At 45.0% G+C, this 12,927-nt stretch carries 15 protein-coding genes; 6 read left to right on the forward strand and 9 right to left on the reverse strand.

Features of this window, described 5'->3' with window-relative positions; all coding sequences use genetic code 11:
- Positions 1 to 97 precede the first annotated feature (97 nt).
- Positions 98 to 877, reverse strand: a complete 780-nt coding sequence (locus tag QUB04_RS15370) for an ABC transporter permease (protein WP_333285528.1) — start codon at positions 875 to 877, stop codon at positions 98 to 100.
- 127 nt (positions 878 to 1,004) lie between these two features.
- Between QUB04_RS15370 and QUB04_RS15375 the strand changes: the two genes are divergently transcribed.
- From QUB04_RS15375 to QUB04_RS15390, 4 genes are all read left to right on the forward strand, one after another.
- Entirely contained in the window at positions 1,005 to 2,162 is a 1,158-nt protein-coding gene (locus QUB04_RS15375) for a DegT/DnrJ/EryC1/StrS family aminotransferase (protein ID WP_333285530.1), read from the forward strand.
- A gap of 211 nt (positions 2,163 to 2,373) precedes the next feature.
- Complete coding sequence (locus tag QUB04_RS15380; protein WP_333285532.1) at positions 2,374 to 2,658, forward strand: hypothetical protein; 285 nt, start codon at positions 2,374 to 2,376, stop codon at positions 2,656 to 2,658.
- 29 nt (positions 2,659 to 2,687) lie between these two features.
- Positions 2,688 to 4,364: an AarF/ABC1/UbiB kinase family protein gene (locus QUB04_RS15385; protein WP_333104368.1), complete on the forward strand. Its 1,677-nt coding sequence runs from the start codon at positions 2,688 to 2,690 to the stop codon at positions 4,362 to 4,364.
- Positions 4,256 to 4,495 carry a hypothetical protein gene (locus QUB04_RS15390; RefSeq protein WP_333285534.1) on the forward strand — a complete coding sequence of 80 codons (240 nt, stop codon included), beginning with the start codon at positions 4,256 to 4,258 and terminating at the stop codon, positions 4,493 to 4,495. The genes QUB04_RS15385 and QUB04_RS15390 overlap by 109 nt, the downstream gene beginning before the upstream one ends.
- Positions 4,496 to 4,497: 2 nt before the next feature.
- On the opposite strand, the gene QUB04_RS15395 is transcribed toward QUB04_RS15390, so the two are convergent.
- Positions 4,498 to 4,623, reverse strand: coding sequence for a hypothetical protein (locus QUB04_RS15395; protein ID WP_333285536.1), 126 nt, complete (start codon positions 4,621 to 4,623; stop codon positions 4,498 to 4,500).
- A 29-nt stretch (positions 4,624 to 4,652) separates the two neighbouring features.
- Here QUB04_RS15395 and QUB04_RS15400 point away from each other — a divergent pair, with 29 nt between their 5' ends.
- Together QUB04_RS15400 and QUB04_RS15405 are read left to right on the forward strand one after the other, a co-directional pair.
- Entirely contained in the window at positions 4,653 to 5,027 is a 375-nt protein-coding gene (locus QUB04_RS15400; RefSeq protein ID WP_333084848.1) for a hypothetical protein, read from the forward strand.
- 192 nt (positions 5,028 to 5,219) lie between these two features.
- The gene (locus QUB04_RS15405; protein ID WP_333285538.1) at positions 5,220 to 6,170 is read left to right on the forward strand and encodes an NAD-dependent epimerase/dehydratase family protein; all 951 of its coding nucleotides are present in this window, start codon (positions 5,220 to 5,222) and stop codon (positions 6,168 to 6,170) included.
- Positions 6,171 to 6,184: 14 nt separating this feature from the next.
- Here QUB04_RS15405 and QUB04_RS15410 read toward each other — a convergent pair whose 3' ends face one another.
- The 7 genes from QUB04_RS15410 to QUB04_RS15440 all read right to left on the reverse strand — a co-directional run bounded on the left by QUB04_RS15410 (position 6,185) and on the right by QUB04_RS15440 (position 12,911).
- Positions 6,185 to 7,207 carry an Npun_R2821/Npun_R2822 family protein gene (locus QUB04_RS15410; protein ID WP_333285539.1) on the reverse strand — a complete coding sequence of 341 codons (1,023 nt, stop codon included), beginning with the start codon at positions 7,205 to 7,207 and terminating at the stop codon, positions 6,185 to 6,187.
- Positions 7,208 to 7,234: 27 nt separating this feature from the next.
- On the reverse strand, positions 7,235 to 7,561 hold the full coding sequence (locus QUB04_RS15415; protein ID WP_333285541.1) for a hypothetical protein: 327 nt from the start codon (positions 7,559 to 7,561) through the stop codon (positions 7,235 to 7,237).
- Between the two features lie 12 nt (positions 7,562 to 7,573).
- Complete coding sequence (locus tag QUB04_RS15420) at positions 7,574 to 8,446, reverse strand: Npun_R2821/Npun_R2822 family protein (protein ID WP_333285543.1); 873 nt, start codon at positions 8,444 to 8,446, stop codon at positions 7,574 to 7,576.
- Positions 8,443 to 9,417, reverse strand: coding sequence for an Npun_R2821/Npun_R2822 family protein (locus QUB04_RS15425; protein WP_333285545.1), 975 nt, complete (start codon positions 9,415 to 9,417; stop codon positions 8,443 to 8,445). The genes QUB04_RS15420 and QUB04_RS15425 overlap by 4 nt, the downstream gene beginning before the upstream one ends.
- A 97-nt stretch (positions 9,418 to 9,514) precedes the next feature.
- Positions 9,515 to 10,627, reverse strand: coding sequence for a formylglycine-generating enzyme family protein (locus QUB04_RS15430; RefSeq protein ID WP_333285547.1), 1,113 nt, complete (start codon positions 10,625 to 10,627; stop codon positions 9,515 to 9,517).
- Between the two features lie 15 nt (positions 10,628 to 10,642).
- Entirely contained in the window at positions 10,643 to 11,593 is a 951-nt protein-coding gene (locus QUB04_RS15435; protein ID WP_333285549.1) for a glycosyltransferase family 10 domain-containing protein, read from the reverse strand.
- 118 nt (positions 11,594 to 11,711) lie between these two features.
- On the reverse strand, positions 11,712 to 12,911 hold the full coding sequence (locus QUB04_RS15440) for a glycosyltransferase family 4 protein (protein ID WP_333285551.1): 1,200 nt from the start codon (positions 12,909 to 12,911) through the stop codon (positions 11,712 to 11,714).
- Between the last annotated feature and the right edge of the window lie 16 nt (positions 12,912 to 12,927).

Raw genomic sequence — 12,927 nt, forward strand, 5'->3', positions numbered from 1 at the left:
GGGGCGGGTTTATGATATTTATCATTTGTATGGGAGATATTGGTGAACCCGCCCCTACGGTAATCATCAATTTACATCTACAATCACCAATTCCCAATTACCATTTGATCAATTGTGCATCTTGATTAAAAAACTTCCGGGACAATCCCTCAGTCAACAGCAGAGTTGCGATTACAGTTGCCAGCGCTAACACAAACATAATCAAAATCTGGTAAGATGCTGCATCGAGAGGACTGACACCGCTCAGCATTTGACCTGTCATCATTCCGGGTAAAGTTACTATTCCTACCACCGTCATTGTATTTAACAGCGGGATTAATCCAGCTTTGATGGCATCTTTGCGGTACTGCTTTACTGCTTGCTGCGGCGTCGAACCTAAACTTAAATGGGTTTCTATTTCTAACTGGCTGCTATTAACTGTACTGACAAGTCTTTCGCCCGCGAGCGCCCCGGAGTTCATGGCATTGCCCAAAATCATACCCGCTAAAGGAATCAGGTATTGCGGTTCGTACCAAGGGTCAGGTTGCAAAATTAGCAAGTTTGTATAGGCGAGAGTCAAGGCCGTACTGATAAAAATTGAACCCCAAACTAAGGGCAGTAAGTTCTTGATTTTTTTGCTGATGCGGTTGCTGGCAACCATGCTAGCTGTTGTCAGCATGATTGCTAAAACTGCTAAAACCAGCCAAGGATTTTTCCCCTCCGGGTCAAATACGACTGCGAGCACGTACCCGACTAAGATTAGCTGGATCAGGGTGCGCCCTGCGGCGATCGCGATCGCCCCCTCCAATCCCAATTGCTGCCACGCCGAAAGCCCGATCGCGATCGCCACCATCCCCAAAGCCCAACCCAAATCTGTAAAATCTAGCTCAATTAACACCGGCCCACCCTTTCGATAATGTGATTGTTTGCCTGTCCAAATATAAGATATTGCAATAAAGGTTTCTGAGAAACAGTTTTGCTGCAAGAATTTGCTTTGATAATGCTTGAAATTTATGGTGTGAAGAGTGAATAATGTTCCCCCCCTCGACTTAACCCGCCAATACGCCCAGATTGGCGACGAGATAACCGCTGCGGTGCAAAAAGTGCTTGCCTCTGGCGGCTACGTAGGCGGCCCGGGCGTGAAGAGTTTTGAACGAGAGTTCGCCGACTACATCGGCGTTTCCGAGTGCGTTGGCTGCAACTCCGGCACCGATGCCCTGATTTTGGCCTTGCGAGCTCTCAAAATTGGCCCCGGCGATGAAGTGATTACCACTCCTTTTACCTTTTTTGCTTCGGCTGAGACAATTAGCGCCGTCGGTGCGACTCCAGTATTTGTCGATATTGACAGCGAGACTTTTAATCTGGATGTCGAGCTCCTCGAAGCGGCAATTACCGACAAAACCAAGGCAATTATGCCAGTGCACATCTTCGGCCAACCGGTAGACATGACTCGGTTGATGGAAATTGCGACTCGGCACAATTTAGCCGTAATTGAAGATTGCGCCCAGTCTGTCGGGGCCCAGTGGCAGTCTCGAAAAGTCGGCAGCATCGGCCATGTCGGCTGCTTCAGTTTTTATCCGACCAAAAATTTAGGCGCTTGCGGTGATGGTGGCGCGGTGACGACAAACGATCCAGCCCTCGCAGCTTCCATGCGAATGCTCAAAGAACACGGACAGTCTTCTAGGTATTTCTACGAAGAAATCGGATACAACAGCCGTTTAGATGCCCTGCAAGCGGTGATTCTCAGCATTAAATTGCGGTATCTCGACAGTTGGAACGCTCAGCGGCAGGAGAAAGCGGCACTTTACAGCGAATTTCTCTCCCGCGTGCCCGGAGTTGCCCTCCCCAAAGAATTGCCCGAAGCAAAAGGAGTTTGGAATCAATACACGATCCGGCTGACAAGTCCAGAAGACGCGCAAAATCCCTCTGGCGATTTTCGAGATTCGATGCGAGCTCAGTTGCAGGAATGCGGCATCGGTTCGATGGTTTACTATCCGTTACCTTTGCACCTGCAACCTGTTTACAAATCTTTGGGCTATTCTGCCGGTCAATTGCCAAAGGCTGAGCAAGTTTGCAGCCAAGTCTTGTCTTTGCCGATGTTCCCGGAACTGTCGAGGGATCAACAAGAGCGGACGATTTATGGTCTGAAAGATTGCTTGGCAAAAGCCGATCGCATCCGGTAGCGTTGGCGCGATGGCATCAGCGAGGGAAATGCAGGAGGAGAAAAGAATTGCAGGGTTGCATTGCTGTGAGAATGTGCAGCGGTCAGGGAGAGCTGTTAAGTATTTTGACTGATCACTTGTACTTTTATGTACTATATTTAATGAAAAGAAACAAATTTAGGCTAGCAATCCGCCTCGAACGGGTGCATTTTCCGCTCGCCTAAACCTTGCAATGCGATCGGTCAATGATGAAGGAAGTTCGGCAACGGATTCTGTAACGGATGTAACGGATGTAACGGATTTCAGGAAGAGGGAAGAGGGAAGAAGGAAGAAGGAAGAAGGAAGAAGGAAGAATAAAGAATGTTGGAACTTTCGACTTCTAATCCCCGATGCCCGATGCCCGATGCCCGATGCCCTGGGAAGGCCGATGCCCGATGCCCGATGCCCGATGCCCGATGGCCGATGCCCGATGCCCGATGCCCGATGGCCGATGCCCAATTCTCAATTTAACCTGTAATTTTCAGAAGATAAGAGGAAAATAAACGAGTGCCTCAGTATCAATTCACTCAGGCTAGACGCTACGATCCACAAGCGATCGCTCAGTATTACCGCAACCGTCCTTGGAAAGCAATTTGGCGCGCAATTACCGTTATTTGGTCTTTTGCGGGCTTTGTGCTGGGGATGCTGTGGGACAGTTGGCAGCACGAAGTCGCAGCACACCAGCCGGAACGGGCCGCCCACCTGCGACAAATACTCACTCGCTTGGGCCCCACTTTCATTAAAGTCGGCCAAGCACTTTCTACCAGACCGGATTTGATCCGCAAAGACTTTCTCGAAGAATTGATCAAACTTCAGGATCAATTGCCGCCGTTTGACTCGGTGCGCGCTTTCGAGATTATTGAAGCGCAACTCGATCGCAAAATTAGCGAAACCTATAGCGAAATCTCCCCCGAACCTGTCGCTGCGGCAAGTCTCGGTCAAGTCTACCGAGCTCGCCTCCTCACCGGGGAAGCAGTAGCAGTCAAGGTTCAGCGACCGAATTTGCTGCCCGTCTTGAGCCTTGACCTTTATTTAATGCGCTGGGCCGCTGGATGGTTGGGCCCCTTGTTGCCGCTGAATCTCGGTCACGACCTCTGTTTGATCGTCGATGAATTCGGTATCAAATTGTTCGAGGAAATTGATTATATCAATGAAGGCCGCAACGCCGAGAAATTTGCTACAAATTTTGCCGACGACCCGACAGTAAAAGTTCCGAGCATTTACTGGCGCTATACTTCAAACTGCGTTCTGACTCTCGAATGGATTGACGGCATCAAGCTGACAGATATGGCAAGTGTTAAAGCCGCAGGTTTGGATACCGATAGTTTAATTGAAGTCGGAGTCCGCAGCGGTTTGCGGCAGTTGCTGGAACACGGATTTTTTCATGCTGACCCCCATCCGGGAAATCTGTTTGCCTTAGCGGACGGCCGCATGGCTTACATTGATTTTGGGATGATGGATCAGATGGAAGAAACAACTAAAGAAACTTTGGTTGATTCTGTCGTTCATTTGATCAACAAAGATTACTTACAATTAGCCAAGGATTTTGTCAAACTTGGCTTTTTGACTCCAGATACAGATATTATGCCGATCGTCCCGGCGCTGGAATCTGTACTGGGTGATATCGTCGGCGAAAAGGTGTCAGATTTTAACTTCAAGACGATTACAGACCAGTTTTCGGAGTTGATGTACGATTATCCTTTCCGAGTGCCGGCGAAATTTGCCTTAATTATTCGCTCTCTGGTGACAGAAGAAGGTTTGGCCCTGACGCTGAATCCGAATTTCAAGATAGTCGAGGTGGCGTATCCTTATGTAGCGCGGCGTTTGTTGAACGGAGAATCTCCGGCACTGCGGCGGCGTCTGATTGAGGTATTATTCAAAGATGGCAAATTCCAGTGGAACAGGTTAGAGGACATGATCGCGATCGCCCGATCGGATCGCAGTTTCGACTTGCTCCCCACAGCACAACTAGGCTTGCAATTTTTGCTGTCAGAGGAAGGGTCGTTTTTGAGACGCCAGCTAATGTTAGCTTTGATTGAGGACGATCGAATCCACACCGAAGAAGTTCGCAGCCTGTGGAACTTAGTCAAGGAAGATTTGCAGCCCAGTCGCTTGTTCAACGTTGCTCTAGGCGCTTTGACGGAGTTTTCCACAGCAGGAGCAGCCGCGCTAACTCGATTTTAATTAGAAGGAAGAAGGAAGAAGGAAGAGGGAAGAAGGAAGAAGGAAGAGGGAAGAAGGAAGAAGGAAGAAGGAAGAAGGAAGAAGGAAGAAGGAAGAAGGAAGAAGGAAGAAGGAAGAAGGAAGAAAAATAATTCTACTCTTGCCCATTCCCCATTTCCCATTCCCAATTCCCAATTCCCAATTCCCAATGCCCAATGCCCAATTCCCAATGCCCAATGCCCAATGCCCAATGCCCCATTCCCCATTCCCCATTCCCCATTCCCAATTACCCAAATTAAGGAATTATTCGTGTATTATTTTCCAGAACCTCCCTATTTTTTAATGTCGGCTGGATTACTAGCAGGTATGGCTTCCGGCGTAGCATTTGAAGCAACTCTCAAACAATCGGTACAACAGTGGTCTAAAAATCGTTCTACTCGCACCTTGGCTAACCTGCCAAGGCTGCAATTGGTCATACCTTTTCTGGGAATGGCGGGCGGTATTTGTGTATTTTTAGCTTCGGGGATGGAGATTTTTGGCTTCCCCAAACTACTTTGTTATGCGCTAGCTTTGCCGCTGACCCTACTCACGGGCTGGCTAGTTTGGACTCAGCTAGGTAAGCTTTTGATCGAGTTAGAACGCGGAGGTTCCCAAGCACTGGATTTAGATTCTTTTGAACAATGAAAGTTAACTATCAACCTCTTTTGTGAGAAGCAATGGGGTTGATAGCTATCTAGTATTATCCTATTTGATGCTTTTTGAACCGCAGAGAACGCAGAGTACGCAGAGGAAGAGAAAGAAGAAGATGACAACTTAGGCAATAATTGGTGTAAAATTTTTAAAATCTAAAATCTAAAATCTAAAATCTAAAATCGAATGAGTATTTTAATTGTTACGGGTGCGGCGGGATTTATTGGCTCTAATTTAGTAGAAACTCTTTTAAATCGAGGGGAGACGGTGATCGGTGTTGATGAGTTCAACGATTATTACGATCCGGCTCTTAAGCGCAAAAATATTGCACGATTTGAAAAGTATCCGGGTTTTGAATTGGTGGAAGGCGATATTTTGTCTCTGAATTGGCGATCGCTTTTATCCGATGCTAAGGTAATATTTCATCAGGCGGCGCAAGCAGGAGTTCGTGCTAGCTGGGGCGACGGTTTTCGCAGCTATACCGAACGCAATATTAACAGCACTCAAGTATTGTTAGAAGCGGCCAAAGATGCGCCAAGATTGCAAAAGTTTGTCTATGCTTCTTCTTCTTCAATTTACGGCAATGCTGAATCTTTTCCCACAAATGAAAACGCTTGTCCGCAGCCGGTTTCTCCCTACGGAATTACGAAATTAGCCGGTGAACGTTTGTGCGGCCTTTATTACAAAAATTTTGGTCTTCCGACTACTTCGCTGCGCTATTTTACTGTTTACGGGCCCAGACAGCGCCCCGATATGGCTTTTCACAAGTTTTTTAAGTCGATTTTGTTTGACGAGGCGATTTCAATTTTCGGCGACGGATTGCAAACGCGGGATTTTACGTTTATCAGCGATTGCGTTGCGGCGAATTTAGCGGCGGCTGAGGTTGCGGAAGCTGCGGGGGAAGTTTTTAATATTGGTGGGGGAAGTCGGGTGGTTTTGAAAGAAGTTATTGATACAATAGAGAGAATTGTCGATCGACCTATTCGGATAGATTTTACCGAAGCTGCGAGGGGAGACGCGCGGCACACTAGCGCGGATGTGTCTAAAGCCCAGAAAATCTTAGGTTATCAGCCGCAGGTTGCTTTAGAAGAAGGTTTAAGGCAGGAATGGGAGTGGATTCAGTCTTTGTACAGTTAGAGTACAGTTAGATGCTATCTATCCCAGAAATTCCGCAACTTAAATTGAACATTATTAACTTTTTGAATTCCCCAACTTTTGAGATTTCTCTGCCAGCGAACTAGCAAATTTGGAGGCGTGAGTTTTGGTTGTGTTTGCGGCGAATTCAAATAGCGGTAGTGCAGAAATACATCTCGGTACGGAATCTCAATATCTTCGCCAGCACACAATCGAGTAAACTTTGCAGCCGAAATACTCATGTAATGCAAGTAAGTCAGCCGCCGCCCTTTATCGTATAGAACATAATCTATCACATCAAATTGAGAAGACCAATGATTGCCCGTTACCTGTGCAGGTTGACGATAAGCAAAGTTATAAAAAGAGATGCCGCTACGGGCGACTAAATAGTTAAACAAAGGTTGGTCAGTTCCCCGCAAAGACAAAATTTCTGCTTCGCCTGAAGTTAATTTATCTAAAAGTTGGCTTGAGTTATGCCGATTTAAAATGCCTTTTTTTGAAGCAAACCAACCCGCACAAAAAATATGAGATTCCAGTCGGTCATAATTAAAAATTTCTGCCAATTTTGGGGATGACAAATCAAATACATAATTGAGATCAGACTTGTATTGAAAATCGTTGGCTACCCAATCAAATTCATCAAGTTTTTGATAGATGTAATCCAGAGAACCCATTAACAGAGTGTCGCAGTCAAAATAGACAAATTTGTCAAAAGGGCCGTCAAAACAGCAAAATTTTCGGTGCATTCCCAAACAGTGAACTGGTCGCCAACCTTTAGCCTGCCAAACTTTTTGAGCCTTGCAGTGAGATGTCCAAGCTTGAGTCGCAAAGTCTTCCCAAAAATGGATGGAATCGGTATTTTCAAACAGGGTTACATTCTGTAGGCGGCAAATGTGCGATCGCACTTTTTTCAGGTTATCATCGTAGGGAATGATGCAAACAGGAATATTTTTTGCCCCATTGACTTCGAGACTGTTCAATAAAGCGACTAAGTGGTCGAAAACAACATCATTTGCTAGAATATAAATGCCATCAGTCATCGGATTTTAGATTTTAGATTTTAGATTTTAGATTGAAGAATTGTACTCATTCAAAACTTGTTTGGTGTCAAAAACACCAGAAAATTTATGAATTGTGGAACAGGCAAGATGCCTGTTCTTCAAAACTTGTTGGGTGTCAAAAACACAACAAGATTTATGAATTGTGGAACAGGCATCTTGCCTGTTCTCCAAAGCTTGTTTGGTGTCAAAAAAACCAAAAAATTTATGAATTGTGGAACAGGCATCTTGCCTGTTCTTGAAAGCTTGTCTGGTGTCAAAAACACCCCCAAATTTAGGAATTGTGGAACAGGCATCTTGCCTGTTCTTGAAAGCTGGTTGATAATAAGACAACATATGATTTTATCCTCACCTAGTGAAAGCACGAAATATTTTTTGCACTAAATTTGGTGGTTTCTCATTGAGATAACGATAATGTTTCCAAAGTTGCCAATAAGGACTACCCGATTTAATTGTTATTCCCGCCCAGTGAATATATTTTAACCTTTTGCCTTGGTCATAAAGAACATAATCTATTTCTTGAAAATGCTTGGAACCAGCCCAGCTTCCCGGTTCGCTTGCTGAATCTTTAACAAGGTTGCAGCGCTTGGGAATCAGCTTAAGAATCATATAATTTAGTAGAGGTTGGTCTGTAACATTTTGAGTAAAGTCAAAATATTCTCGATGCTGCGAACATTCTCGCAAAATTCCATACATTTGCGCTTCTGTAATAGTTCCTTTTCTAGAAGCCCAAAAACCGCTGTTGAATACATCTTGAAGCTGTGAGTCGGTAAAGATATTCTGTTCTTTTACAGCGGGTGAAAATACATTTCGCAGTTTTTCGCTGAGGTGGTGGTAGTCGCAGCAAAAAAAGTCTACTTCTGATAGTTTGTTTAAGTTGTCTGCGATGTCTTCAAAGACGATGATATCGGTATCGATGTACAGAAATTCGTCTAGGGGGCCAAACCAGGCGGCGAGTTTTCGCATTTTGTTGGGGAGGGCTAAAAAGTTGCGATCGAACATTTGGCCAATTTCTCTGGTAAACTGTTCCACAAACTCCAGATTTGGGAACAATCGCACCCCGTGGAGACTGCTGAGTGCGGCTGCGACTTGCTGATAATTGTCGTCGAAGGGAATCAAAAAAATTGGTACTTGACAATTGTACAGACGTATGCTGTTTAAAAGGGCGATCGCACTTTCGATCACCTTATCATTCGCAACAATATAAATACCGCGACTCATACATTTATCCTCAACCTTCTCAATACCCTTTTTAACAAATTCGGCGTAGAAACCTCAGTATAAGACTTTGGCGCTTGGGCAAAAATCGGACGCTTGGATGGTTCGCGGAGATAGCGGTAATGCAGAAACAAATCGCGATAGGGAAACTCAATATTTTCGCCCGCACAAACTCTCCGAATTACATCCGGCGGCACACCAATATAATGAATGTAAGTAAGTCGGTTTCCCTTGTCGTACAAAATCCGATCTTGGTCTTCAAAATGTTTAGAAGTGATGCTACACCCAGTTTTTTCGCCATCCGGGAGGCTGTAAGCAAAATTATAGCTATTCATCCCCGTTTTCATCACCATATAATTGAGCAACGGCTGTTCTCCCGCACCTTCATAGAGAATTTCCGCCTCGCCCGATTGCAGTTGAGCTAACAGCCATTCCCTAGTATCTTGCTCAAATAATCCTTGCTTGCTGGCGTAAAATCCCGAACAAAATATTTCCGAGTCTATCCGATTTTGCTCAAAAACTTCGAGGAGTTTGGGTGACTGAATATTGTAGACTTTAGTTGGGGATAGAAATTGAAAATCATAAACCACAAAATCCGATTCCTCTAACTTCTGAAAAACCGCATCAAGGGAATTCATCACCAAAGTATCCGCATCCATATAGATAAACTTTTCAAACGGGCCGTCGAAAGCGCAAAAGCGCCGATGTGCGCCGTAAAGCCGGAATTTTTTGCGGTTCAAACGCTCTGGTGCGGCTGCTTGCATGAATTTATCCCATCGCTGAATAGATGCGCTATCTTCATAAATAAAGACGTTGGGACGGTTAACAATTTCAGTTTGGATTTGCTCTATTTGCTCGTCGAAAGGATAAATACAGACAGGAGTATTTGAGCCTAAGATAACTTCAATACTGTTGAGCAAGGCAATTAGTTGGTCGTAAACTGTATCGTTGGCTAGCGTGCAAATTCCATTCATATATATAGTCTCGCGAAGGCGGACTTGGTTTATGTAGTTGCGGTTTCCACCGCCGAATCATTTACTAAAATGGTAGAGGAGGGCGATCGGGGGGAGGCTAGGAAATAGGAATATCCAAAGAACAAGCTACACGAAAACCCCAGTATCTGTGACCCTCACCTGCCAAATACCCATAACGACTCATGCTACGGCAATAGGGAGCCTCATCTTCCCAGGAACCGCCACGCAGAACTCGGTTATCATCTGTACCAGTTTCCCAAGAACTCCCGTCAGAAGGCGCGTCGATGTAGCTACTGTGCCGCCTATCACTGCACCATTCACAAACGTTCCCGTGCATATCGTAAAGTCCAAAAGCATTCGGAGGAAAACTCCCGACATTAGTTGTTTTTCGACGGTTAACTGGCGATTTTGGAACACGACAGAACTCATTTTGCTTGTAATTCGCTAGATTGAATGTAATAGTTTCCCCAAAATGAAATGGGGTTGTTGTGCCGGCTCGACAGGCGTATTCCCATTCTGCTTCACTCAGGAGGCGATACTTTTTCCCGGTTTTTTGCGATAGTTTGCCACAGAATTCGACGGCATCATTCCAGGATACTTGTTCTACAGGAAGTTTTTCACTTTTGAAATAGGAGGGTTGGTTTCCCATCACTGCTTGCCACTGTGCTTGGGTGATGGGATATTTGCCTGCATAAAAAGCGGGTACGGTTACTTGATGCTGCGGCCTTGCAAAATCATCTATAAGTTTCTCTGTTACTGGCGAACCCATTATAAATGTGCCACCTGAAATATAAACCATTTCCAGCATAACTCCGTTACCTAAGTCTTCTGGGAAGAAGCGAGCAGAGGACGTATTACGACTGTTTTCTGTTCCTTTAGGATCAACGGTGATGACATCAAACTCAAAGATAGGCAAATTGTTTGGTAAATGCAACTTTTCCTTTAAATGTTCTCTCTTTTGCAGGAGCAAATATGCAGCCAACTTCACCTTCATTGATTCATCTTGCAGTGCCCCCATTATTAAATCTAAACCTGCATCTCCATATTTGAGCGCTTCAGACAGTGCAGCAATTTTCACCTCGACAATCGGTGAAGCCAAACGACTCTTAACGCCGGGAATCCCGCCTAAAACGGCTGCACTCAATGGCACTTGAGATTCACCGCCCTTGACGGCATCATATTCTCTGGGTTGACTTTGGTTTTCTGTCATTGCGCTATTTATTTCCTAAGATACAAACTTAGACAGCCAATTAAGCAGGTTCAATTCGTGGAGAATGATTTGTCTAGCTTCGGCAATTTTCTCCCTCGCTTCATGCCAATAATCCGGCGTAGCCACAACCTCTTTAATAAATTCTACTCCTTTCTCATCCAAACTCGGCAGCCGCAGAAAGCTCCCCGCCGGCAACAATTTATCCGCCGCCGAACCGCCGTAATAAATTGGCAAACACCAAGCTAATAAAGCATCCCAAAGCTTCTCGCTGACATACAAATCGTTTTCTGCATAATTTTCAATAGCTAAGTTGTAATAGTATGGCGCGACGGCGTGCCATTTATTGTTTACAGTCCCGTTCCCGCGCGCCCAAGTTGGCAAGTTTCGCCCGTAAAGGTCAAAATCCAATTCTTCTGATTGCAGCAATTTGATAAAGTCTAATCGGTGTCGGTGATTGGCGCTGCGGCTAACACCTGAAGTAATCCAAGAACAGGGTTTAGTTTTCGGCGGCGCAGGCATTTCATCTAGTTCTCGAAACGAGTTAGAGTGATACCAAATCGCGGGCATATAATCGGGTTTTGGGGCGAAGTCGTCTGGCCCGGAAACGTAACCGCAATAAAGTTTGGCTTGTTCGTAGTTGGCTTTGGTAATTTCAATAACTTCTGGTAATGGTGGCTCGCGGATTAGGTAAATTATGCGTTCCTTGGGGACACCGCGCAATTTTTCTCGAATGTCGTTTTCTGGGTTTTGGGGGCTTGGGCGGCGAATTTTGTCGAGCCAGGATTGCTGTTTTGGCGATCGGGGAAAGTCGAATTGATACATGAGTAAAAAGTCTGGTTCTGGGTGGTTGGCTAGCATTTGAATGTTGCGCCAGTTGCCGAAGTTTTGGGGGGTTTGTTGCCACAGCCAGTCGCTTTGGTTCATGCCTGGGTAGGTGGTGATTGTGCCGATGATTTTTGGGTTCATATCTAATAATAAATCTGGTTTTTGCGTGTGGGCAGGGCGGGTTTATGAGATTGTTTATTTGAGGCGATTATGGTTGGTAAAACCCGCCCCTACGGATTTTAAAATTATCGGATGAGGATTAATGAATAATTTGCGATCGCACTTGGTCATCTACATAACCCATAATTTTCTGTATCCTATTTTCCCAGGAAAATTGCTTGACAAAATCCATCGTTTCTGCATAACCTGCGACCTTCCTGGGATATTTTGTTAAACAAGCTTGAATGCTTTTTGCAAATTCATACGGGTTATCCGGTTGGCACCAAGTTGCTGCTATATTTCCCGATTTAAATTCCATTAAAGATGCAATCTCCGTCGCTACAATCGGAGTTCCCGATGCCATGTAATCAAAGAATTTTAAAGGAGATGTGAACGTCGCGGCCTCTGTCAAACAGTGCGGGTGAGTCAAAACATCGGCTGCTTGCAGCAAGCTAGCAAGTTGATTTTGAGGGAGGTAGCCGAGAAATTTAATGTTGTTAACTTGTTTGTCTTTTGCTAACTGCTGGTAGGCTGTTACTTGGGATGAATCACCGCCCGCGATCGCAAATTGAACTCGCGGCAATTCCTTAGCCACATCCACCAACATATCAACCCCTTTAAACGGGTACAGTCCGCCTGCATAAACTGCTAAATGCTGTCTGTCATCTTCTAATAATTGCTGTCGCCAATTCTGGGCTGCTTCTGTTTGTCTCGCGAGAAACAAATGGTTAAAACCGTTGTGCAGCGTAATTACTTTTTCCGGCGGCATTCCATTCTTAATCATGCTGTCTCGCACAGTATCTGCAACAGTTACGGAAATCTGAAACAGAGGATTGCGGACAATTTCTGATTCAAATTGCTTGTTTTCATGGTGATGCTGTTCGTAGATAGCGGGAATTCCGTTTTTAACTGCTGCTTTGACAAAGTTCCAGTCGCGGGTGTGGACAATTTTAGTGGATTTAAGCAGGTGAATCGGTAAATAGTATTTTGATACTATTGTACTGGAACTCGTCCACTTGCTGTCCCAAAGGTCGATCGGCCACGGCATCGGTAAATCTGCTACTTTTAATTTATCTTGAATATTGTAAATATTGGCAAGTTTGTCATCTGGTTTCCTGGGTTGAAAAGGAAAAAGCAAATCAACCGGATTCAAAGCACTCCAGCCTTTGCGGAGATATACCAAGACTGCTGGATAACCGAGATTTGCTGCGGCATTGGCAGAGTGTGCAACTTGAACTAAGCTCGCTACATTGGGTTGCGGCAAAATATTTCGGGTAAAAAATACATAATATTTGGACATGGTAATTGGTAGTTAG

Origin of the sequence: Microcoleus sp. D2_18a_B4, assembly GCF_036702475.1 — a bacterium.
Lineage (GTDB): Bacteria > Cyanobacteriota > Cyanobacteriia > Cyanobacteriales > Microcoleaceae > Microcoleus.